The following is a 24,552-nucleotide window of genomic DNA, read 5'->3' as shown; positions in this document are numbered from 1 at the left end:
TATAAACCATGCCAGAATTCAACATAAAGCACATCACAAAATATACGTATGAGGCCTTGGTAAGGGATAGCGTCAACCATATCATCCTATATCCCCTGCAGGATGAGCATCAGCAGGTATTAAAGCATGACCTGAGAATCTCCGGCAATCCTAAAGTAGATACCTTTATTGATTACTACGGCAACCAAGTAGGCTTTTTCACCTATAGTGAACGCCACAAGGAGTTAGAGATATACTCTGAACTTACAGTAGCCACCTTTGCGAAGGAACTGCCGCCCGATGAAACCGCTTACCCGGAACAGCAATGGATAGAGATAAAAGAGCTCCGTTTTCAGGTGCCTTACATTGACTATTTGAAATGGGAAACGTTTGACAGCTTACCAGAGCTTCAGGAGATTGTAGGCGGCCATCTTAAACCAGATATTACCCCTTATAGGACTGCGCTCAACTGTTGTAATTTTGTTTATGAAAAGTTCAATTATATACAAGGAGTTACTACAGTGCAAACCCAGCTGAATGAAATATGGCAGCTGAAGGCAGGCGTTTGCCAGGACTTTGCTCATATTCTTGCACAAATGCTGCGTATGGCCGATATACCAGCCAAGTATGTGAGTGGCTACATCTGCCCGAATAAGAATGGAATAAGAGGCGAGGGAGCAACTCACGCCTGGGTAGAAGCTTACCTCCCATCTTATGGCTGGCTGGGACTTGACCCTACAAACAATTGCATTGCGAATGAAACTTATGTTAAGTTAGCAGTTGGCAGGAGTTTTAATGATTGCTCCCCCGTGAAAGGTGTATACAAAGGCCCATCAAAACATGAACTGACGGTACAGGTAATTGTCAGTTACGATAACGGCCTATCCGAAACAACCAAACCGGTAGTTCAGCAGAAAGAACCTGAACCTACCGCCGATTTTCAAGGAAATAGCTACCGCCGAAACCTGGAGTTAATGCAACAACAGCAGCAACAGTAATGTTTATTTACCGCTTTTTGTTATGCTGAGTTTACCAGCATCTCGCATGCATACACAGTTAAAATCTGTAGCTAACCCTGTAGTAAACCTATCCCGTCTTTTAGCTTTACACCTGTCAGCTTCTTTCTCATGGCCTCCTGGATTAGGTAGAGTATCTTTTCTGCAGCCAAAGAATATGGAAGTCCTTCGGGCCGAATATTGGAAATGCAGTTTCGTGCCTCATCGGTCAGGCCTGGTTTTGGAGCATAGGTAAAATACACCCCTAAGCTGTCTGGGGAACTTAACCCAGGGCGTTCACCGATCATGATAATAGAAAGTTTCGCATGAAGCAATTCTCCAATTTCGTCTGCAATGGCTACACGCGCCTGCTCCGCAACCGTAAGAGGAGCGAGCGTGAAGCCTGCCTGCCGCAAGGCTGGCACAAGCAACTGTAGCAACGGAATAGCATGCTCGTTAACGGCAGTCGCCGACAGGCCATCAGCCAGAACAAAGGCAATTTCAGTACTGCTGCTTCCCTCCTCCTTAAGCTGTTCAGATGAAGCCTGGTTTAACATTCTCCCTAAATCTGGCCGCTGCAAATACTCCATGCGGTCACTGGCCATGCTGTGAAGCACATGCACCGGGAGGTTAAATGCATGCAGACCCTGCAAAAGCACCTCCAAGTTGAGGCTTGAATAAACAGCGTCGCGTGCATGGGCATGCGCCATCTTGAAAGCGAAGGATTCTTTTAGCGGCACACTGGTTCCTGTCCGGCCGAGCGCAATGCGCGCAGCCGTATACATTTTCAGACCGCTCCAGGGATCAGTTTCAGTGTTTCTTCTCTTAGGTTTATCCATCTGTTTAAACAAACAATAGCATCAGGACACAGGATTACATACCCCAGATTGCCATTTATTTACTGTTCAATTACTTAATGATTTTCATGAGCAGGTGTTGCTTCTGAGCAGGCTGGAGTTGTCCCTGTCTATCTATGATATCCTGCCCCACTAGCCACTGCTCAAATTCAGGCGCCGGGCGAAGCCCAAGTACTTTCCGTATGTAAAGTGCATCATGAAAAGAGGTAGACTGGTAATGAAGCATGATATCGTCGGCCCCGGGCACTCCCATAATGTAATTACATCCAGCCACTCCCAACAGCGTCAGGAGGTTGTCCATATCATCCTGATCAGCTTCGGCATGGTTTGTATAGCAAATATCCATTCCCATGGGCAAGCCCAGGAGCTTACCGCAGAAGTGGTCCTCTAGGGCAGCCCTGATAATCTGTTTTCCGTCATACAGGTACTCAGGGCCTATAAAGCCTACCACTGAATTCACTAACAGCGGTTTATACTTCCGCGCCACGGCATAGGCCCGGGCCTCACAGGTTTGCTGATCCACGCCATGGTGTGCATTGGCTGACAGCGAACTACCCTGCCCTGTCTCGAAACACATGACATGCTTGCCTACTGTACCCCGGTTCAAAGACAAGGTGGCCTGCCACGCCTCTTCCAGTAAGGCTAAATTTACCCCGAAACTTGTATTGGTCTTCTCTGTGCCTCCGATAGACTGAAATGTCAGATCGACAGGAGCCGATTTGTTCAGTAATTCCAGTGTTGTTGTCAGGTGGCACAACACACAGGACTGCGTGGGAATGCTGAACTTTTCACGCACATCCTCCAGCATCTCCAGCAAACCTCTTACAACCGCAGGACTGTCTGTAGCCGGGTTGATACCGATAACAGCATCGCCGCTCCCATAAAGCAAGCCATCTACTATACTGGCCGCTACGCCACGGGCGTCATCTGTCGGGTGGTTCGGTTGCAACCTGGTGGAAAGATGTCCCCTTAAACCGATAGTGTTCCGGAATTGCGTCACGACTTCACATTTACGGGCCACGAATGATTCCTTTTTTCGTCTTGAGCATCTCAATTACTTATAACAATGATTTTCACCTTTCAGAAACACATGTAGGAGCGAGACGTGTGTACAAAGAAGTACAAGTCCAGAGGAGAGTTCGTATCTAAACTATTTCCCGTTTAGATAAATTTCATTATATTGCTAAATATAAAATAATAATCTATATTTATTAAAATATTCAATACTAATTAATTAATTTTTTGTTAATTAACTTAAAATATATAAATTAAATTAATAATTTTTTAATTATAAAGATTTCTTAATTTTAAAATTAAAGAAGTGCCTGTACTTCTACCTACTCTTAAACGGGGAGTCAATGCTAGTTTAATTTAGACGATGTTTGATTACATTTTAAACTCGGTAACAAAATGAAAATTTGTGTCACTAAGTCAATACCTATTTAAACAAGCACTTCCCTGAGTCATATAAGTTTCTGCGGAAGACCCGGTATACAGTCCATTGATCTACACCAAAACTCTCCGGCAGAAAACAGAAGCAAAATAATGACTATTTTATCACCCACTTATCTACCTCAAAATCGGATATCTAAACTATTTCATAGTTTCAGAAACACCTCTTATGCGTGACTTATACCAACATGCTGCTAGCTGGGCAATAATAGTTGTAGCTGTGCTTTCCTGCGGCAGCGCAACGGCTCAAACCAGAAGTAATTTAGATGTAAAAGGGCTAAAGGCACCCGTAGAAATACTTCGCGACCAATGGGGAGTAAACCATATTTATGCGGCCAACCAGCACGACCTGTTTTTTGCACAAGGCTATGCTGCCGCAAAAGACCGCCTGTTTCAGTTTGAGGTGTGGCGCAGGCAGGCGACAGGAACAGTGGCCGAAATACTGGGCCCAGACGAACTGAAAAGAGACATCGGGGCCCGGCTGTTTAAATTCAGGGGCAACATAAAAAAAGAGCTGAACCACTATCACCCGCAGGGAGAGGCCATCATAAACGCTTACGTGGAGGGTGTGAATGCCTACATCGGTGAAGTGCTCCAGCAACCGGAAAAACTGCCGGTGGAATTCAGGATTCTCCAAATAAAGCCTGCATACTGGACGCCCGAGGTAGTAATTTCACGCCATCAGGGCTTATTGGGCAATATAAATGAAGAACTAAGCCTGGGAATGGCAGTGGCCAAAGCCGGGGAAGACAAGGTAAAGGAGTTGATGTGGTTTCACCCGAAAGAACCCCAGTTACAACTTGACAGCGCCATTCGGGGCGACCTGCTCTCCAAGGATATTCTGGAAATCTATAATGCCTACCGAAGAGGAATAACCTTTGAGCCAGGTGATATCAGTGCATCGGTTAAAGATACTACCGGTATGTTAAACAGGCTGAACCTGCTGCAGCAGAATCCTTACAATCAACCTTTTGAGCATGGCCTGGAAGGCAGCAACAACTGGATTGTGAGTGGCAGCAGAACAGCCAGCGGACATGCCATGCTTGCCAATGACCCGCACCGTAGCATCGCGGTTCCGTCTTTACGCTACATGGTGCACCTGGTGGCCCCCGGTTGGAACGTGATTGGTGGCGGTGAACCCGAGATTCCGGGAGTATCCATTGGCCATAATGAGCACGGCGCCTGGGGGCTTACTATCTATGAGACTGACGGCGAAGACCTGTATGTGTATGATCTCAACCCGGCCAACCTGAAGCAGTACCGCCACAATGGGAAATGGCAAACTATGACGGAGCTACACGAGGCTGTTCCTGTAAAAGATGCCGAACCCGTAGATGTAACGCTTCGGTACACCCTCCACGGTCCGGTTACCTTTATCGATTCTGTTAACCACAAGGCTTATGCCGTAAAGGGTGCCTGGCTGGAGCCGGGCGGCGCCCCCTATCTTGCCTCCCTGCGCATGAACCAGGCGAAGAACTGGGAGGAGTTCAGGGAAGCCTGCAGCTACAGCTATATACCAGGCGAAAACATGATATGGGCCGATAAGAAAGGCAATATTGGCTGGCAGGTGGTGGGTATAATACCTGTTCGCAAACATTTTAGCGGTATGGTTCCGGTACCCGGTGATGGCAGGTATGAATGGTCCGGTTATCTGCCCATCAAAGAAAGGCCGCATATGCTCAACCCCGGGAAAGGATTCTTTGCAACGGCCAACCAAAACGTAACCCCGGACACGTACACGCGCTGGAATACCGTAGGCTATACCTGGGCCGATCCCTTCCGTGGCAACAGGATAAACGAAGTGCTGGAAAAAGATGAGAAGATAACCATGAAAGAAATGATGGCGCTTCAGACAGATTATTTTTCTATCCCCGCCAGAACGTTGGTTCCGATGCTGAATGCTGTTGCATTTGATGCCGCGTTGCCACAGCAGGCCAAAGCGCAACTGACCAACTGGAATTTTGTATTAGATAAGCAGTCTACAGCGGCAGGCATATATGCCATGTGGGAGCGCAAAATTATGCAGGAGGCCCGGAACAGGTTTATTCCTGAAGAATTGAAAGGATTGGTTGGCTTGCAGCTGACCCGGGTAATAAGCTGGCTGGAAAAACCTGAACAAAAGTTTGGCACTGAGGCAGGTAAAGATGCTTTCCTTAGGGAGACGTTTGAAATGGCTGTAAACGAGCTGAAAGAAAGGTTGGGTTATTCCGTGGAGCACTGGCAATACGGACAGGAGAAATACAAACACGTCACCCTGGTCAACCGCCTGCCCGGCCTGGTGAATGCGCAATGGAAGGAAAAAGTAGACATCGGCCCCTTACCCAGAGGAGGCAACAGCCACACACCCAACTCTACAGGTGGTTACGATAATCAATCCAGCGGTGCCAGCTTCCGGATGATAGTGGATGTAGGGGATTGGGACAAAGCGGTTATGATGAATGCGCCGGGACAGTCCGGGAATCCTGACAGCCCTTATTATAAGAACCTGTTTGAGTTGTGGGCCAACGATTCATACTTCCCTGCCTACTACTCGAAGGATAAAGTTGAAAAAGTCACAAAAGAAGAGACCATTCTGCAACCATATAAAAAGAAAGTGTCAAAGTAGTTATGTATAATTAATGCATCTCAAACGGAGCAGCATCTGCCATGCTTAAATGGTTAAAATCTATCGCTAGCCCAGTAGTAAACTCGTCTCGTCTTTTAGCTTGACACTTGTCAGCTTCCTTAACAAAACTTTTTCTCAAAATGGCTGAATTACTTAAACGACAAGGCACCGCTAAAGCGGTGCCTTGTCGTTTAAGTGTGTGGTCAGATGATTAAAAAGCACCTCATTACCTCATCGTCTGAGATGTGCCGCTGGTGGAGTAAAGCTGGTTAAAGAGCAGCTTAAAGGTACCGTGTGCCTGCCCCCGGAATGTAATCTCCGGGCCAAAGGCAAAGAGGTTACCGGCACCAACAGGTGCCACAAAGGCTGCGACGCCATTTTGTAAATACTCCTGTCCCCATGCCCAGCCACTACGGAGCGGCTTTTTTGTAGCAAACCATGCCAAAGGCTTTACGCTGCCGTTCGAGATAGCAACAGGGCTGATGTTAAACACCGGGCTATTGTCAAAGTATACGTCTCCCTCCGCTGGCATACCCCATGCTGCCGGATGAGTAGTGTCATAATTTAACCGCAGTATACTGCCTGGTATATAATATTTCGTGGCTGGGAGTGGCCGTTCCTGGCCGGTGCCGGTCATCTCCACGAGTGCATTTTGCACGGGCAGGCCAAGGTGGTAAGCCAGGTTTGTGCTCGAGCCTATTGTAACCACAGTGCCTCCCGCCTCCATGAAGCTCTTCAGCTGCGGGATAGACTTATCGGCCGTGATTTTGCCCAGGTGCGCCCGATACTCGGCCGGAACCTCATTCGGGTTTAGTTCTTTTACCTCACGCCCTCTGTTTCTGTCGCCTTCCTGCTCATTGACAGGGGGAATAGCCCTGGTGACAAACAGAATCACATCATACTTCTCCTGCAGGTTGCCTGCGTCAATGTCCTGCGGATAAATGACCTGAACCGGAAAGTGGTACTGCTCCATGAGCCAGCGCACCCATCCGGAGGGCATAGAACCGCCATAGGTATCCCAGAGAGCGATGCGCATCGGAGAGACCTTTGTAGTGGCGCCGGCAGGCTGCTGTGCCACGCCTGTTATATCAAGACCGTAGTCAGCGGCGGCTTTTGCGACCAGTGTTTTTGATTTATCTGTCGCGGGAACAAAGAAGGCTCCTTGTCCGGCTTCTGCCTGCGGCATGCGGTAAACCTCTGCCCCGGCCTGCAGCAGGTCATTGACGGCAATAAAGGAGTTGTTGGCACGGGCGTCCAGCACAAAGCCTGCCGTTGACGGGGAGGAAGCGGTTAAATGCCCTTCAGGAGATTGCAGTTTTCCGTATGGCACGCGCTGGAACGGTCCTTCGAAGCCGTCGAGCATGCGGTCGAACTGCACTCCCATTTGGTAAGCCAGCGTCCAGCCGGCCGCGTCATACGGGCGAATAGGAGGGCCTCCCTCATACTGAAAGTCATTCGGGTGCTCCTGCGGCTCGAACATGTCTATCACGTGTGGGCGGAAGGCCTGGTTTGTTTGGACAATGTAAGACCCGGCTGGATAACTCTTACCTGCCACCGTGAAATCGGAAGTGGCCTTGTGCACCAGCACCCCTGATTTGATGAGCGCGTTCACAAAGGTGACAGCAGTAGGAAAATCAGGCTGGTCGGCCGGAAGGATATAGCCCCGCGGATCACGCAGCGCTGGGTCCTTCAGTATAGCATCAAAATATTTGGCTGGAATGCCACTGCCCCGGCCATAGGAGAAATCTCCGCCGGAGCTTTCCGCATCCCCGGATTTGGCTTCCTTTGCCTTGTCCTTCTCATGCGCCGCGTTGATGGCATCAACGTGTTTAGGAGAAAGTGCCCAGTAGTCTTTGCTGCCACGCTCAATGGAGTTCCTGCCCATGCGGTAGATGTTGTAGAGCAGCTCGTCGCTGTGGCGTGCGGCGTAGTTGAGTACGGCGTAGTTGAGCGAAACAGAATAGTCGATGGACTGGCGGAAGTGCCACTTCTGCGGTGCTACGGGGTTTGGAGTAGCACCATTCGGAAGGAGTCGATGCGGCACGAGCGGCACGTCCTCCGGCGTTGGCCCGCCGATGATTTCCGTCAGCAGGCCCACCATGTTATGGAAATAAGGTGTAGTGCGCAGGCCGCCGTTCCACCAGGTGGAGAACTGCGAACCGGCGCGCTGCGTGTAACCAGGCTTGTCTTCCGCATTCAGGCGGTTATTCATGGCGGCACCCACCGCATCTATACTTGTTACCAGCAGGGGGTCATATACATAGTTGAACGGGTCGCGGTAGGGAGGCCCGGCAAGCACGGAGCCGGCAGGTCCCCGCTGGTGGTGATTGTACATAATCTGGGGAATCCACTCTACAAAAAGCTGGCGGCTTATGTTCTGGGATTCCTTCATGTTGGTCATGTAGAAGTCGCGGTTGTTGTCGTGGCCAACATACTTCTGGTAGAGCCGGGGCAGGTGGCTCAGCGAGCGCTTCTCCGGTTTGCGCGTACGCATGTACCAGTTCGACACCAGCTCCTGCCCGTCCGGGTTAGCATGCGTCAGCAGCACAACCGTCTGGTCCAGCAGGCGCTTTGTCTCCGCGTCCTGGCGGCTGGTCAGCTGCCACGCCGTTTCTATCAGCTGATGGATGCCTACTGTCTCGGTGGCATGCAGGCCCCCGTCAATCCAGATAACGGCTTTGCCCTCGGAGGCCAGCGCCTGCGCCTGCTCGTCGGTGAGGTCTTCGGCGCGGGCTAGCTTCTGTGAAATCTCCTTGTAGCGGTCAAGGCGCTGCATGTTTTCCGGAGAAGTTACTATCAGCATGTACTGGTGGCGGCCTTCCTCTGTAAGCCCAATGTCTTCTATCCTCACACGGTCGGAGGCAGCGGCCAGCTTCTTAAAGTATGCTTCTGTCTGGGTATAGGTAGCCAGCTGGTAATCATCGCCAATGTTAAAACCGAAGTGCTCTATTGGTGACGGAATCGCCTGCGCCCAACTCAGCGAGACACGCAGCAATAACAATACGGCCAGCGAGCAGTAGAATTTGTTTGATCTTATCATATTCAGGTACTTTTCATTACAATTAGATACTTTGGTTTTATACAGGCAATTCTTTTTCTGCATCTTATCCTGTACTGCCGGAACGCCTTATTGAGCGGCTACCTTACCTTTAGCTACGCCGGTTTCTGACAGCAGCAGAAGCAGTGCTCTTTGTATGGCTACATAGCCTTTGTCGTTATACCACCACTCATCCAGCGCATGGGCCCCGCCACCAGTGCCACCGCTTCCGATGGTAACAGCGGGTATGCCTTTAGAAAAGGGAATGTTAGAATTGGTTGATCCTACTCTTAAAGTAGGCTCTGTACCCATAAAACCAGTGGCAGCCATGGCACGTTGCACTAAAGCCGTAGTAGGCTCAATACCACCAGCGGGACGGTCACCTATCAGTTTCACGTCCACTTCCAGGTCTGGTCCACTTCGTTTCATCTGGTTTTCCTCTTTGAGGGCCCGCTGAACAGCAGCCTGTAAGAGTTTGTCAATGCCTTCTACTCTTTCAGGGCTCTCGGATCGCATGTCCACCTCCATCCAGGATTCAAAGGGTATAGAGTTCACCGAGGTGCCGCCGCTGATGACACCCACGTTATAGGTGGCACGGATGCCTTCCTTCGTGAATTCATCAGCATCAACGGCAAAGTAATGGATGGCCCTTCCCAGGGCATTGTGCGGGTTCACAAGTCCAAAAGCACCGGAGGAATGGCCGCCCGGGCCTTTGAAGGTGATGCGGTAGCGGTGGGAGCCCAAGCCGCGGTTCGTGATTCCGTTTACACCCCATCCATCCACAGCGATGTGAGAATCTATTTTAGGACCGTTTTCACTGAACAATTGTTTTACCCCGCGCAGGTCGCCTTGCCCTTCTTCGCCAACGGTTCCGATGAACAGCACGTCAGCCTCTGTCTCTATGCCTGCACTTTCCATTGCTTTTAATACTGTGAGCACTAAAGCCAGCCCTCTAGTGTCGTCTGCAACACCCGGGGCAAAAAGTGTGTCTCCTTTTTGCTTCACCTTCACGTCTGTGCCTTCCGGAAATACAGTGTCCAGGTGCGCCTCCAGCACAACTGTTTTCTTCCCGGACCTTCCTTTTCGTTTTCCGATGGCATTGCCTGCTTCATCAATCCAGACAGAGTCAGCACCGGCTGCTTTCAGCATTTCCGCATACTTCTTTCCGCGCACTTCCTCCTTGAAAGGAGGCGCAGGGATTTCTGTGAGCAGGATGTGGTCCTGACGCGTCTGCGGCTCCAGGTCGACGATGGTCTTAAAGGCTGATTTCACGGCCGGATTTTTTGCCAGGGCCTTTATTTCATTTTGGTACTTTTTGTCAATGGTAACTTTTTTTTCTTCTTCGGGTGCCTTAGCTGCTGCCGATTGGGCAAATGCCGGTGATGAACTGTAAAAGGCAAAGGCTGCAGGCAGAAGACCCAGTAATACTAGTTTTGTAGATTTAGTCATGAATCAAATTAAATCGGGTATTTTATTTCATAAATGGATAAGTAACAAAGAAACTTTAGCAAAAGGAGTTAGAGCATGTACAAACTTTATCCTTTTGCAAATGTGCGCTTTTAGAACCTAGTGGAACTACCTTCGCGCAATCGCGCTGCTAACAATTTTGTAATAAATACTCATTAGAATCGCCCTTGCTACAACAGCAGCCAAGGGCGATTCTAAGTTAAAAGTCACTTTGAAGCCTACTGCACTGAGCGGTTCTTAACATAGGTGTTCAGCCACTGGTCCATCTCCCAAAGCATATGCAGGATAGATTCTTTGGCGCGGTAGCCGTGGCTTTCAGCTGGCAGGAACACCAGGCGGGTTGTGACTCCATGCCCTTTCAAGGCGTTGTAGAAGCGCTCGCTCTGAATCGGGAAGGTGCCCGAGTTGTTGTCGGCCTCCCCGTGGATGAGCAGGATCGGGGCCTTCACTTTGTGGGCGTAAGAGAACGGTGACATGCGGAAATACACCTCCGGGGCCTCCCAGTACGTTCGCTCTTCCTGCTGGAAGCCAAAGGGCGTGAGTGTGCGGTTGTAGGCCCCACTGCGCGCAATGCCGGCGGCGAAAAGGTCGGAGTTCGCCAGTAGGTTGGCCGTCATAAAAGCGCCGTAAGAGTGCCCACCTACCGCTACCCGCTTCGGATCTGCCACTCCCATTTTTACAACCTCATCAATGGCGGATTTGGCACTGTTTACGAGCTGCTCCACATACGAGTCGTTGGGCTGGGCTTCGCCCTCACCTACAATCGGAATGTCCGTTCTGTCAAGCACGGCATAGCCCTGTGTTACCCAGAACAGCGGGGAACCTGAACTGATGCGGGTGAACTCATAGGGAGAACTTTTCACCTGGCCGGCCGCATCGGCATTCTTAAACTCCCGCGGGTAAGCCCACAGCAGCATCGGCAGCGGAACGTCTCCCTTCTTGTAATCTTTCGGCAGGTATAGGATGGCTGTCAGTTTCACACCGTCATTACGCTGGTACTGCAACATCTGCTTCTGCACGCCCTCCAACTGTGGTGCCGGGTGCGGAAACATGGTTACCTGCGTCAGCTGCTTTTTGTTCAGGTCGCGCACAAAGTAGTTTGGCGGGTCGTTTTCAGACTCTCTCCGGGTAATAATCTTCTTACTGCCCAGGTCAATAATATCCACCGGGCGCTCATAATAAGGCGCTTCAGATCTGAAGAGGATATCAGCTTTCTTTGTTTTCAGGTTTAACTCGCTCAGGAACGGGCGGTTGCCTTCCGGTGACCCGCCTTCGCTGATCATGTAGATGTGCTGGTTTTTCTTATCAGTGAGCAGCACGCTGCGGCCATACTTGTTTTTAGTCATTACCGGTGAGCCCGGGTCGTTGTAATTGTCTTCGTAGGAGCGCTCAATGAGCACAGTAGCCGCCTTGCCTGGCTTGGAAGGCTCTATCACAGACACACGCTCTGTGCGGGTTTTCCACCAGCGCTCATTCATGAGCGCTACGTTCTCGCCCCACTGCACGCCCCGATAGCGGTATTTGGTGGAGGCTAGTTTGGAAGGTTGGGCTGAGAAAGGGGCATCCAGGGTATAAACCGCATCCCGGAAAGCTACCTCTTTGCCCGGGTCACCTTCGTCCTGCGCCTCAGCCCAGTAGAGGGTGGCAGGCTTGTCAGGACGCCAGTTGTAACTGCGGGGGCCTTTTGCTACGGCATCGAAGGCAATAGGAATGTCCTCTGCCAGTGGAAGCTGCGCCAGCTGCTTCACCACTTTGCCATCGCGGCTCCACACTTCCACCTGATAAGGGAAATAGTAGTGGGGCACCAGGTAAGAGTAAGGCTTCTGAATGGTCTGCACCAGCATGTACTGGCCGTCCGGTGATACCTCCACACTCTTCACTATGCCGGCCTGGCCAAGGTTCTGCTGCTTGCCCTCCAGCGTCACAAGCTTCAGCTGTGATTGCATGTAGTAGTCGAACAGCTGCTCGTCGTTTCGGTTTTTAAGTAAATCCTGATAAGTGCGGGATGGGTTGGCCTTGCCGATGTTCTGCTGCACCGTTGGGCCGGCGGGTACAGTATTCGCCTTTGGTGTTTCTCCGCGTTTTTCATCCACAAACTTCACCACCAGGCTCTTGCTATCCGGCATCCATTCAAACGGACTACCTGCGTATGCATCATTCAGGACAGCATCTGTAAATTTTCTGGCCTGCCTGGTCGCCAGGTCAACCAGCCACAACTCAATGCCGTTGGCTTTGGTGTTGGTGAAGGCCAGGTGCTTTTCGTCCGGTGACCAGGTGACGTTAGCTATCTGCGCTTGCTGCGGAAGCCCCTGGAGTGTAAATTCCTGCCCTCCACTTACCTGCTTTAGCTTTATGTTTGTATAGTAGCTGCCTCGGCTCTGGCCGTTGGTAGCCGGGTTGATGCGCAAACCGGCAATACGGTTTTCAGGTGCTGACACTTCTTCTATACTCGGGTAGCCGGGACTCTCGAGCAACAGCATCCAATCGCCTTTGGCGCTGATCCGCACTGATGGCGTGGCCGGTGCCTCAATGATGGCTGCCATCGTCTCTGGCGGGCGTTGGTAGCCCGAATTCGTATCCTGCCCGCCCTGGGCAAAAGCTGCCGGCGTAACTCCCAGTAGCGACAGGCACAGAAGCCATGACGCCAGTCGTTTTTTGCTTATTTGAGTGTTAATGCTCATTTTTTGCTAGAAAAGTTTAATCAATTTAAAAACACGAAGTATCAAATTCAACCTTCAGCGACATTTTCAATGCTTAACCATGCGTTGCAGGTGCTTTTCATGACAATGAAGCTGCTCCTTGTACTTGCCTTAGAGTTTTGCAGGCTTCATAATAAAACCAATAGCAATGTTAGATTCCCAGGTTATTAAAAGTCTGCCAGTATTTATTCTTGCTTACTGGAAGTTATCGTTCCTTTGTTTTTCACATACTTCTCCAACCACCTATCCTGCTCCCAGAAAGTATGCAGCACAGACTCACGGCTTCTGTAGCCATGAAACTCTTTTGGCAGCATGACCAGTCTTACTGTTCCGCCATGTCCTTTGATAGCACTGTATAAGCGCTCGCTCTGAATAGGGAAAGTGCCTGAGTTATCATCATCAATGCCGTGCGTCATCAGCAATGGCGTTTTGATTTTATCTGCGTAGTTGAAAGGTGACATTGTGTTATACACATCCATCGCCTCCCAGTAAGTACGCGCCTCCGCCTGGAACCCGAACGGGGTTAAGGTTCTGTTATACGCTCCGCTCCTTGCAATTCCGGCTGCAAATAAATCAGTATGTGCTAACAGGTTCGCTGTCATAAACGCACCATAAGAATGACCTCCTACCGCAATACGCTCCCTGTCTGCCACGCCCATCTCCACTACATAGTCAATCAAGGCAGTGGCATTGTCTTCAATTTGCTTCAAGAAAGTATCATTAGGCTCTTCTTTTCCTTCGCCCACAACCGGCATGTCTGCCTGATCGAGAACCGCATACCCTCTGGTTACCCAATAAACCGGGGAGCGGAAAGCCAGCCTTGTGAAGCGGTAGGGAGATCCTTTCACCTGGCCAGCTGCGGCAAGTGTTTTAAATTCTCTTGGGTAGGCCCAGATTAATACCGGCAAGGGTGCATCTCCCTTTTTAAAGTCCTTTGGCAGGTATAACGTGGCAGATAACTGGATACCGTCTTTTCTTGGATAAGACAGTAAGGCTTTCTGCACACCCTTCAGCCCCGGATACGGATCTGAAAAGTTAGTCAGGGCTTTTGCTTTTCTGTTTCTGAGGTTGACGGCAAAGATATTCGGCGTTTCATCTGTCGATTCCCTGGAGATGTATACTTCTCCGGTGTTGTTAAAGAAAACCGGCTCTTCATAATAGGGAGCCCTGGATTTGAACAAGGTATCCTGCTTGTCAGAAAGCAGGTTCCATTTTAATATAAACGGACGATCGCCCTTTGGAGAAGCTCCTGCACCTTCTGTGAACACCACTGGCTGACCTGCCTTATCAAATAACAGGGTTTCGTCTTTACTATGAATAAAATTGCCCGGATCGGTATAAGTATCTTCTGAAGACCTGTCTGCTATCTGCTTTATCACCTTTCCGGTCTCCGGGTTTATCAAGGTCATTTTCATTTTGCGGTCCTTTCTCCAGCGTTCTTCCACAATGGCATAGTCCTTATCTCCCCACTCTACTCCTCTGTATCTTAAAGGCATAGAGAACAACTTTTTAGGTGCACCGTTAAATGGTGCGCTTAAAGTAAATACGGCATCGCGTACTGTTGCTTCAACATTCGGATCTCCCTTATCCTGTGCCTCTGCCCATGCCAGTGTAGCCGGAGCATCGTCACGCCATTCATAACCCCGCGGGCCGGTTAGCACCGCATCAAATCCTGTTGGGAGTTTATCTGCTAAAGGAGCCTTATATAACTCCTTTACCACTGCTCCCTTCGTATCCAGGATGGTGGTATTGAAAGGAAAGTAATATACCGGAACTAAATAAGAATAGGGCCTTTGAACAGTCTGAACCATCAGGTAGTTACCATCCGGCGAATAAGCTGCATTACGATAAATAGCAGGAGAACCGATTTTAACTGATTGCCCATCAATTGAAATCACCTGTAGTTGTGAGGTGAGGTAGTACTCCATCAGTTGCTCATCATAAGCGTTCTGCAATAAATTCTGATACGTTCTGGAGGGCGTGGTCACACCGAGGTTTTCCTGTACAACCGGTCCGGAAGGCACAATATTCTCAGCCGGTTTATTTCCGCGTTCAGCGTTCACAAACTGAGCCAGAATATGCTTCCCATCCGGGTGCCATTGCATTGTTTTGCCGAATGCATCGTTCAGGTAACCGTCCGATAGCTTCGCTGCTTTCAGTGATTTTATATCTGCCAGCCATAATTCAACACCACTAAACGTGTTGTTACTAAAAGCGAAATAGCTGCCGTCAGGGCTCCAGACAATATTTGTCATCCTTGGGTTTTCAGGAAGACCGGTGAGTTTAAGTTCTTTTCCAGTCTTAACATCTTTAATTGTCAACGTGTTATAAACGCCGGCAACTTCAGATTCCGTGGAATTATTGGCGGGATTCACTTTGATGCCAGCAATTCCAATTACAGGTTGAGCGACCTGCTCGATGGAAGCATAACCTGGTGCCTGCAGCAGCAACATCAGACTTCCATCCTTACTAAACTGAACTTTCGGACTACTTGGGGCATCTACCAGATCTACAATACTTTTCGGAGGTAGCTGGTACGTTAAACTGCTTTGCGCATACCCTGATAGGGTAAGGCCTCCAAAAAGGAACAGACCCAGATAGTATCTTTTCATGTTCTGTAAATGGTATTTGAGTGTCATATCATTACTTGTTAAGGTATAAATCATTCATAGCGTCCTAAAAGAAATATGTGGTTGAGCGCTGAAGCAAACTCACCTCATCCTTATGATAGACCACAAGCAGCTTAAATGCAGGAGAGGTGCTGATGGTAAATCATCAGCACCTCTCCTGCAAGGTTATTCCTGAGCCTCAGCAGCTGTCTCTATCAACTCAAAGCCGTACTCTTTCCCTTTTAAGATAGAAGGAACACCCTCCATCCACTTTGGAGCCGGTGCGCCTTTCAGGTAGTAGTCGAAGTACTGTGCCATGCGCACCGATAGGTCTTTGCGGTTTTTGCGCTGTACCAGGTTGTGGTCCTCGCCATTGTAAACCAGCATCCAGACAGGCTTGTTGAGGCGACGCAGCGCCATAAAGAACTCGATTCCCTGGTACCAGGGCACTGAACCGTCCTGGTCGTTGTGCATGATCAGGAGCGGCGTTTCCACTCTGTCGGCAAAGAACAGGGGAGAATTCTCAATAAACTGCAGTGGTTTCTCCCAAAGCGTACCGCCAATCCGGCTCTGCGTACGCTCGTACTGGAATTGCCGGCTCAGGCCCGTGCCCCACCGGATACCGCCATAGGCACTCGTCATGTTAGACACAGGAGCTCCCGCCATGGCAGTCTTGAACAGGTTGGTGCGCGTAATCATGTACGCAATCTGATAGCCGCCCCAACTCTGGCCCTGCAACGCCATGTTTTTCTCATCCACAAAACCTTTGTCCACTAAACTCATCACGCCCGGCACAATACAATCCATGGCACTCTCGCCTGGGTAGCCGTCTTTGTATACAATATCCGGTACAAACACGAGGTAATCGTTGCTGACAAAGTATGGGATATTGATGGTCGAGGCGCTCGGTGCAGGCACACGGTGGTTATGCATCCTGTCAGAGGAACGCTCGTAGAAATACACCAACATCGGGTATTTCTTCCCCGGGTCGAAATTTTCGGGCTTATACAACAAGCCCTGCAGCGCTATTCCGTCTGACGAGCTCCAGTTTACCAGCTCAACTGTCCCCCATAAATACTCTGCCATCTGCGGGTTGGCATTACTTAGTTTCCCGGCGCTGGCGAAGTCCAGGCCAGTGGCTGTGTATAGATTATTGTACTCCTGGAAAGAGCCTCGCCGGAAGGTATAGCGTTCGCTGTTCTTGGCTTTGCTCAGGCGGTTGTAGCTGTGTGGTGTCATCACGAGCTTTTCGGGCTGTACTGTTTTGCCCATATAGTCGCGGAAGTAACCACCGGATTTATCTTTCAGGTTGAAAGCAGATAAATGCAGCGTAGCATTGGCACCGATGAACTTCTCTTCCTCGTCGAGTTTATCGTAACGCAAACGCAGGTCATTCGCCCGCCCGTAACTATCCGTCAGGTTTACGGCTGCTTTTTTGCCCGTTGGGTCCAGTTGCCAGATATCGTAGCGGTCGTACACCAGCAGATAGCTGTCTTTCTCTACCCAGCCGGCTGAGCCGTAATCGCGCGGCAGCGAGGGCACGTCGTTGTCTTCGTTGTAAAACGGCACACCGACTTCCCTGGTCAGGTTAAGATCTGCTCCGCCTTTTGTAGACATGGCGTGCCAGCTGCTATCAGAAGGTTCGTACCAATACAGGTACCGGCCCAGCGGAGAGAGGCCTGGTGTCCCGCGTGCGCCTTTTAAAACTTGTTTGTACTTGCCGCTTTTCAGATCAATGAGGTAAGCATCTTTGCGGGTTGGTGTATCGTAGCCAATCGACTGCTTGTATTCCTCGTCGCTCACGCCTAAAGCCACATCCGCCTGCCCGTACGCATCCAGGTAAACATCCGGCACTTCCAGCGTTGCCAGTTGCTGCATGCGTTTTCCTTTGATGTCATACATCGCCAGAAAAGACCTTCTCAGGTCCCGGCTCTGCTGCTTTTGCTGCATCGGTTGAATCAGAGGGTCCTTGTAGGTCCAGATATCGAGGCTTACTTTGTCCTCCTCCAGTTTGGTAGTATCTTTTCCGTAATGCTTCGGGCGTGGCACGGTACCAAAGAACAGGCGTTTCCCATCATCAGAGAAACGCAAAGAACCATTTTCGCTCACCATCCAGGCAGCAGGCATCCCTTTGGAAACAGTATCTGCCACCAACTGTGTTTTACTGCTTTTGCTGTTCCAGAGGTGTAGGCTGAAATTGCGGATTTCTGTTCCTAAGGTATCTTCTGTTGCCATAAAAGCCAGCTGCTCCCCTGCTTTGTCGGCACCCAGGCCCTGATAGGAAACACGGCCTGTATCGATTGGAGTTGCTGTAAGAGAAGTGGTATTAAAGGCAAAAACGCCGGCGTTGTGCAGGGAATCCTGTTTCTCCCGCACAAAATAGAGCATGTTTCCTTTCTCAGAAAAACTGTAGTCTGTTACACGCTCAAAGCGGTGCTCCTTCCCCGACTGCAGGTTTCGCAACACCAATTCTGACGCTTCTTTTTTACCGCCGACCACCGGATCTGCACCGCCAGATCTGCCGCCTGCCCGCACGGGTGTGCTTGGAGCAGGCGTTTCAGGAGCCTTTTGCTCTCCTCCTGTTTTTTTAGAGCCTTCATTTTTAGCCGGCAGAGGCTTCTCAAGCTGATACGCGACCCAATCGTTTCCTATTTTGGGTAGTGCGTATGATTTAACACGTGGCACTTTTACCACAACATTCGTCTCCAGCGTAACAATTGCCAGTGAATCTTTGGGCAAATCATCCGCTTTGGTTTTCTTGAGCTTCAGCTGCCGCACTTTGGCATGCTCCGGCTTTATCTGGAAAACTGCAAAGCGGCTATCGTTGGTAAATTCGGCTTTTGTGGCACGCGCAAAGCGCATAGAGGCGTTGTTAGCGTAGTTCCTGATAATGAGCTCACCATCGCCTTCCTGCGGGTTTATTTGATACAACACAAAGTTGCCATTGTTTGAAATACGGTCACCCTCCACATCTTTCCAACTGTCATACACCTCATGTGTCAGAGACTTTTTGGTACTCTGCTGGGCATAGCCCGCTTGCATGCAGGCTCCGTAAAGCACCATTGATAGTAAAAGTGTTCTCATCGGATTCAAGGTTTAAGTTATAGTAGTTGCGGCTTTGGATTCAGAAATTATCCCTGGATTGATTGTGTACCATTTCGGAGGACCTTCGGCTGGTGCCTGGAGTTAAATTAAAGAATCGTATTTAGCTACACCCGACATGCCTCACCCTCCTCAGGTGCTTCTTCGGAAAGTTCGACAGCAGACTTATCTGTCTCTTTTCAAATTGAGATTTAGCTTTGGCCAGGCATACCGGAGGCCGTTACAGGATTTCATTCTATGCTACCACTGCGACAGTCTCAGACATTTGCCTTACGCTGCTGTTCAATGTGTAAGTAGTGCCCTGCTATAGGAGCATGTTTAAACTTTATTTCTTAAGAAGTAAACCACTACCTCATGTTTCTAAGGTAGTGGTTCATTTATTCTTATAGGCTGTAAACGATGCTGTTTATTTTTATAGCGGGTTCTGCACAATTTGTGGGTTGGAATTGACTTCCCCTTGAGGTATTAAAAACTCCCAGTCATTTACTCCTGGCTCTACTGTCATGGTCACCGCGTAAGCCGGATTGTGGTTAGCCCCCGTTCTGTCGAGCCCACTGTTTGTCCGCTTTAAATCCAGGAACCGGAAGCCCTCGCCCCATAATTCAATGCGACGCTGAAAGAGGATCTCATCCACAAGCGCTTGCCCTGTGTTGGCAGACTTTACATATTCAGGGTCTCTGTTGGATGCCAGAGTATACAGTGCCTCAGCGGCTGCATCATCCTGCTCCATACGTGCGTAAGCCTCTGCCTTTATTAAATACATTTCTGCCAGCCGCATGTGCGGAACATCCCCTATACTAAGGGCGCTGCTCTGGGACAGGAATTTCTTGGAAGCGTACGGTGCCTTGGTTCCATTTGGTGGCGCAGGAACAGACTCCCCTGTTGGATCCCACATTTCGGATCGGATATCAGTGGCAGGTATCCGGTCGTATAGCGCAGAGTTGATAAGTTTAGGGTTAACTCTGATGTTTGTAGAATTGAAGTTAGCGGACATGTAGGCGAAAAAAGAAGCAAAATAAGTTTGCTGGTCACCTATCTGCCTGCTTCCCCATATCCATTCAGGATTATCAACATTGTTGAACCCCTCCGTGTATTGCGCACGACTCATTAATGTTGCCCCAGACTCTTCTATCACCTCAGAAGCATACTGAGCGGCTGCCTCCCAATTGTGCATTGTTAAGGCAACACGTGCCTTTAGCCCCTTTGCCACATTTACATCAAAATGGGATTTATATGTTCTCTCATACCCCTCCAACAGCATCATGGCCTCGTCCAGATCTGCGTTAACCTGGGCGTAAACCTCTTCAACCGTTGCACGAGGCTGTCCGTCTGTAGTATTGCTCAACATGATAGGCACCCCAAGCTGCTCGTTGTTCGCCCCTGCATCATACCGTTTGCCATATACCTGCACAAGTTGGTAATGCGCCCAAGCCCTGTAAACCAGCGCCTGTCCTTTTATAGCTTGCTTATCTGCCTCAGGGCCATCCGCAGCATCAATGTTGTTGATGATCATGTTGGCATTCCCAATCATCCTGTAGTAAAACTCATACACATACTGGGCAACATTGCTGCTGGTGTTACGGTGATCGTTCCACCTGTAGGTATTCCGGTGCCAGCTGTTAGACGCAGAGGCAAAAGCCAGGTCTTCTCCCAGCATATCCATGTTCACTTTTACGCCACCCTCCCCAAACTCGCTTTGATCGTCCTGGCGGATCAGCATATTCCGGTGTATACCGTTTAAAGCGGCCCAGGCATTTGTAGTAGTGGTAAAAACAGCCTGCTCAGATACGAAGTCGGTAGGCTGCACCTCCAGGTAATCCTTATCGCAGGATGAAAAGACAAACAGGAAGGCTACAAGAGGAGTATATATGATTTTTTTCATTTTCTTAAAGCTTAAAGAGTAACATTCAATCCTAGTGTAAGCACACGGGCAGCGGAGTAGTAATTAGAAGTAACACCACTAAACGCCTGTGTAACATTCAGGCCTTTGCGGGCACTGATGAGTGCAAGGTTCTCTCCCGTTATGTATATGAGCGCATGCTGCATCTGCAGCTTTGAGGCAATGCTCGCAGGAAGACTATAGGAAAGGTTAACAGATCTGAAGTTTAGATAGGAGGCATCTACTAACCAGCGGTCTGAGTTTGATGCGTTAAAATTGGTGGTTTGGGAATTGTCCATTCTCGGCACATCTGTTACATCACCAGGATTTTGCCAGCGGCCTAGTGCATCCACATGCAAAGCTGTACCATAAGAGCCTGCACTCATCAAAGACGCATAGGCGGCGTCATACACTTTACCCCCTACCTGGTAGGTTAGCAAAGCAGAAAGAGAGAAGTTCTTATAAGAGAAGGTGTTTGTGATACCTCCCGCAAAATCAGGAATGGCACTACCGCTATACTGGTACCTTGCGTTGTTGATGTTTGTCGTTACAGTGTCGCTACCAATGATCATGCTGTTACTCTCATTGTATGTGTCTGCGCGGTAAAGTGCTGCACCGGTTGCCGGATCAACTCCATACCAGTCACGCAACCAGAAATCATAAATAGACTGGCCTGCCATCAGCTTTTTAGTGCCGTCAATAATCTCATCCTGTGGCAGCCTTGTTATCTGGTTTTTATATGTTGTCCAGTTCAGGTCTACGTTCCAGTTAAAGTCTGTTCCCCTGATAACATCAGCAGATACCTGAAACTCCACCCCTCTGTTATACATGGCCCCTACGTTTTCAAACCGGGTCAAGACCCCGCTGGAGATTGGGAGAGGTACTTCGAAAAGAAGGTTTTCTGACTGCCTGTTAAAGAACTCCACGCTACCTCTGGCCCTGTCGAATAAGTCAAAGTCTATGCCTACGTCAAAGCTGTTGTTCGACTCCCAAACTAACTCCCGGTTGCCCAGCGTGCTCTGGAGGTAACCAGGCTCAGAGGCATTGTTATAACCTAATTCATATAGCGCCTGCCAGGCGTAATAATCACCGACATCATCGTTTCCAACCTCTCCGTAAGAGCCTCTTACCTTCAACATATTCACCCAGTCTGGCAAGTTGATGAAGGACTCCTGGTCAAGACGCCAGGCTGCACCTAAAGACCAAAAATCGCCCCAGCGCACATCACTATAAAACCTGGACGTGCCATCGCGACGGTAGGAGGCGGAAAGCGAGTACTTATCATCGAAGCTATAGTTAACTCTGGAGAAATAGCCCTCTGTTCTGTACAAATCCTGGCGTGACTCTATGTTGTTTGTAGTCGTGAAGTTGATCAGTTCACTGTTGCCTTCCGAGATGATGCCCTGGCGGGAACCTGTAAAATAGTCATAAGTCCAGTCATAGTTTTCATGACCTAACAAGGCATCCACGGTATGTAACCCAAAGGTCTTGGAGTAATTGAGCAGCTGGTTAAAGTTATAGCTGGTGGTGTTCGTGCTGGTACGGCTCGCCCTACCTGCAGGGGCACCATCCCCTACCAATGTGTTTTGGTAAGTTTTATTGTTGTTGTTGGTTATGTCTACACTCAGGTTTGTGGTAAACTTGAAGTCTTTCAAAAAATAAACCTCTCCATACGTTCTTGCGCTTAGCACATTCCGCTTAAACCCATAGTCATTCAGGTTTGTCTCCGCTATAATATGCCTGCCCGGGCTGTTGGCGCGTGTTGGCAACCCTAAGTCACTCATACTACCTAAGTCGTATATCCTCTGACCGTTTTCATCCAGTATATATTCTCCTGTAAGCGGATCATGTGCATACACGGGGTATATCGGCCCCATGGTACGGCTCAGGAAGAAAGGATTGACAAATGTTGTACTACCGGTAGTGGCTACCTGGTTGGAGTTGGTGACAGTGCCTGCAATATTCAACCCTCCTTTAAACCAGTTCAGCGGTTGTGTGTTTACATTTACACGGCCTGTAACCCGCTCATAGTCTGTTCTGATGGCAAATCCTTTGTCATTCAGATATCCTAAGGAGACATAATAATCACTCTTCTCAGAACCGCCACTGTAACTGATGTTATAATCGGCGCGGGAGCCTGTTCGTGTGATTGGTGCTTCCCAATCCAGGTCGTCAGGGTAAAGCAGTTGCGCATCTGAATTGATAGTGCCATCGGGCAACACAATCTGGTTATCAGGAACATTGAAAGGATTATACCCAAGCAGTCCCTTGATGCCTTCTGAAGCCCTTTGGTTTGCCTGATCAAGCGATAACGGATTAGAAGCACGATAGGCTAAGCTGTTTCTGTAGGCTTCCCACATAAGAGGGTAGTACTCAAATGCATTCAGGCGCTCATACTCCGGAATGGCTCTTTCAGATACACCCTGAGATAATTTGACATTGAGTTGATTACGCCCTTTTTTACCTTTCTTGGTAGTAATGATGACCACACCATTCGCGGCACGTGCACCATACATAGAGGCTGAAGCAGCATCTTTCAGTATCGACATATTTTCAATATCATCAACATTAAGGTTTGCGATAGAGCCTGAATAAGGAACACCGTCCACAACATAGAGCGGATCATTGTTACCGTTAATAGAGCCAACACCACGAATCCGGATGGTAGGCCCTTCTCCTGGCTGGCCGCTTCCGGATGTTGTCTGAACCCCTGCTGCTTTACCAGCTATAGCATTGGTGATGTTAGTGACAGGCCTTTGCTCAAACTCCTCACTCCCTATTTGCGAGGCGGAACCTGTAAAGGAGCTTTTATCGGCTGTACCGTAAGCTACCACCACCACTTCTTCCAGCTGTCTCTGGTCTACGCCAAGCGCTACATCGATAGTGCTTGCATTGCCAATAGTGCGCTCCATAGCCTGATAACCTATAAAGCGAAACTCAAGGGTTTGGCCATCAGCAGGAACAGAAACGGTATAGGCGCCATCTGCTCCTGTAGCCGTACCCACTGTAGTTCCTTTTACAATCACCGATACTCCCGGCAATCCTTCTCCAGTTGCCCGATCTGTTACCGTACCAGATACGCTCTTACGCTGCGCCGCAACCTCGTGCGTCAGAATAAACATCAGAGCAAAACTTAGTAGTAATAGTCTTATCATAAAACTTCATTTAAGGTGAATATAAATTAACAATTAAGGTTATTATCTGCTGATCATCAGCTCTACATCTACAGAAAGCACTTAGAAAGTCGCTGCACTAAGCGTAAAAATCGCTGGCTTTTGCGCCAGCATGAATGGTAACCATAAGGGGTTTTATTACATTAAAAGTCCCATTCCTTTTATGCAATCGCATTATATAAATATAAAAAAGCACAGGAGTGATAGAGCACAGAAACAACTATACATATGACTGGATGCCACACACAGCCTGATGTCCATTCATATGTTAATAAAGAGTCGCCATCCGTTTAACAATAATATTCTATAATTGAAACAAACGCAAATATTTGTCAATTATTTTTTATAAATATCATTATAAATGCTTTAATAATAAAATATTCGCAAACAACTCACCTTTTAATTGAAACAGCAGGTGAGTAAGTACATACTATTTTTTTGCACTATTCAAACCTTTATTAGACCAGCAGAAAGAGACCCTGTGGCAAGCATTGGCACTCCAGGGATCCTATGTTGGTCAGCCGAAAAAGCTTTATAGAGACTGAGGGTATTATGTGAAGGTTAAAAGTATTGATTGGACACTTACCCTCCCTCAGCGGATGTACTTATTGAACACAGCCGTATAGGAGCAAGAAGTTTTAAACAGTATATAGCACCAGTGCCATCGGGACGCCCTGCAGGGAAATCCCAGAAGAGCT

At 49.0% G+C, this 24,552-nt stretch carries 10 protein-coding genes and 1 pseudogene; 2 read left to right on the top strand and 9 right to left on the bottom strand.

All coding sequences use genetic code 11. From position 1 onward, the window contains the following. Positions 1-8: 8 nt before the first annotated feature. Positions 9-977, top strand: coding sequence for a transglutaminase family protein (locus tag DXT99_RS01320; protein WP_115563697.1), 969 nt, complete (start codon positions 9-11; stop codon positions 975-977). Between the two features lie 71 nt (positions 978-1,048). Here the strand turns inward: DXT99_RS01320 and eutC are convergent, their stop codons facing one another. Then, positions 1,049-1,813 carry an ethanolamine ammonia-lyase subunit EutC gene (eutC, locus tag DXT99_RS01315; RefSeq protein WP_115563696.1) on the bottom strand — a complete coding sequence of 255 codons (765 nt, stop codon included), beginning with the start codon at positions 1,811-1,813 and terminating at the stop codon, positions 1,049-1,051. A 70-nt stretch (positions 1,814-1,883) separates the two neighbouring features. Continuing rightward, positions 1,884-2,852: pseudogene (gene eutB / locus DXT99_RS01310) on the bottom strand (ethanolamine ammonia-lyase subunit EutB); the annotation flags it as partial. A 600-nt stretch (positions 2,853-3,452) separates the two neighbouring features. Between eutB and DXT99_RS01305 the strand changes: the two are divergent. Then, positions 3,453-5,888: a penicillin acylase family protein gene (locus tag DXT99_RS01305; RefSeq protein WP_115563695.1), complete on the top strand. Its 2,436-nt coding sequence runs from the start codon at positions 3,453-3,455 to the stop codon at positions 5,886-5,888. Between the two features lie 226 nt (positions 5,889-6,114). Here DXT99_RS01305 and DXT99_RS01300 read toward each other — a convergent pair whose 3' ends face one another. The 7 genes from DXT99_RS01300 to DXT99_RS01265 all read right to left on the bottom strand — a co-directional run bounded on the left by DXT99_RS01300 (position 6,115) and on the right by DXT99_RS01265 (position 23,836). Next, positions 6,115-8,928 (bottom strand): M14 family metallopeptidase, encoded by a 2,814-nt coding sequence (locus DXT99_RS01300; protein ID WP_115563797.1) that lies wholly within the window; start codon positions 8,926-8,928, stop codon positions 6,115-6,117. A gap of 87 nt (positions 8,929-9,015) precedes the next feature. Beyond that, positions 9,016-10,374 carry a M20/M25/M40 family metallo-hydrolase gene (locus tag DXT99_RS01295; RefSeq protein ID WP_115563694.1) on the bottom strand — a complete coding sequence of 453 codons (1,359 nt, stop codon included), beginning with the start codon at positions 10,372-10,374 and terminating at the stop codon, positions 9,016-9,018. 236 nt (positions 10,375-10,610) lie between these two features. Further along, entirely contained in the window at positions 10,611-13,073 is a 2,463-nt protein-coding gene (locus tag DXT99_RS01290) for a S9 family peptidase (protein ID WP_115563693.1), read from the bottom strand. A 203-nt stretch (positions 13,074-13,276) separates the two neighbouring features. Beyond that, positions 13,277-15,703: an alpha/beta hydrolase family protein gene (locus DXT99_RS01280; RefSeq protein WP_115563796.1), complete on the bottom strand. Its 2,427-nt coding sequence runs from the start codon at positions 15,701-15,703 to the stop codon at positions 13,277-13,279. A 183-nt stretch (positions 15,704-15,886) separates the two neighbouring features. Beyond that, complete coding sequence (locus DXT99_RS01275; RefSeq protein ID WP_115563691.1) at positions 15,887-18,784, bottom strand: S9 family peptidase; 2,898 nt, start codon at positions 18,782-18,784, stop codon at positions 15,887-15,889. 430 nt (positions 18,785-19,214) lie between these two features. Beyond that, on the bottom strand, positions 19,215-20,684 hold the full coding sequence (locus DXT99_RS01270) for a RagB/SusD family nutrient uptake outer membrane protein (RefSeq protein WP_115563690.1): 1,470 nt from the start codon (positions 20,682-20,684) through the stop codon (positions 19,215-19,217). Between the two features lie 11 nt (positions 20,685-20,695). Next, positions 20,696-23,836 (bottom strand): SusC/RagA family TonB-linked outer membrane protein, encoded by a 3,141-nt coding sequence (locus DXT99_RS01265; protein ID WP_115563689.1) that lies wholly within the window; start codon positions 23,834-23,836, stop codon positions 20,696-20,698. Positions 23,837-24,552: the final 716 nt, after the last annotated feature.

Origin of the sequence: Pontibacter diazotrophicus, assembly GCF_003367245.1 — a bacterium.
Classification (GTDB): Bacteria; Bacteroidota; Bacteroidia; order Cytophagales; family Hymenobacteraceae; genus Pontibacter; species Pontibacter diazotrophicus.
Note: the sequence above shows the minus strand (reverse complement) of the source record. Positions and strands in the feature narration are given on the sequence as shown.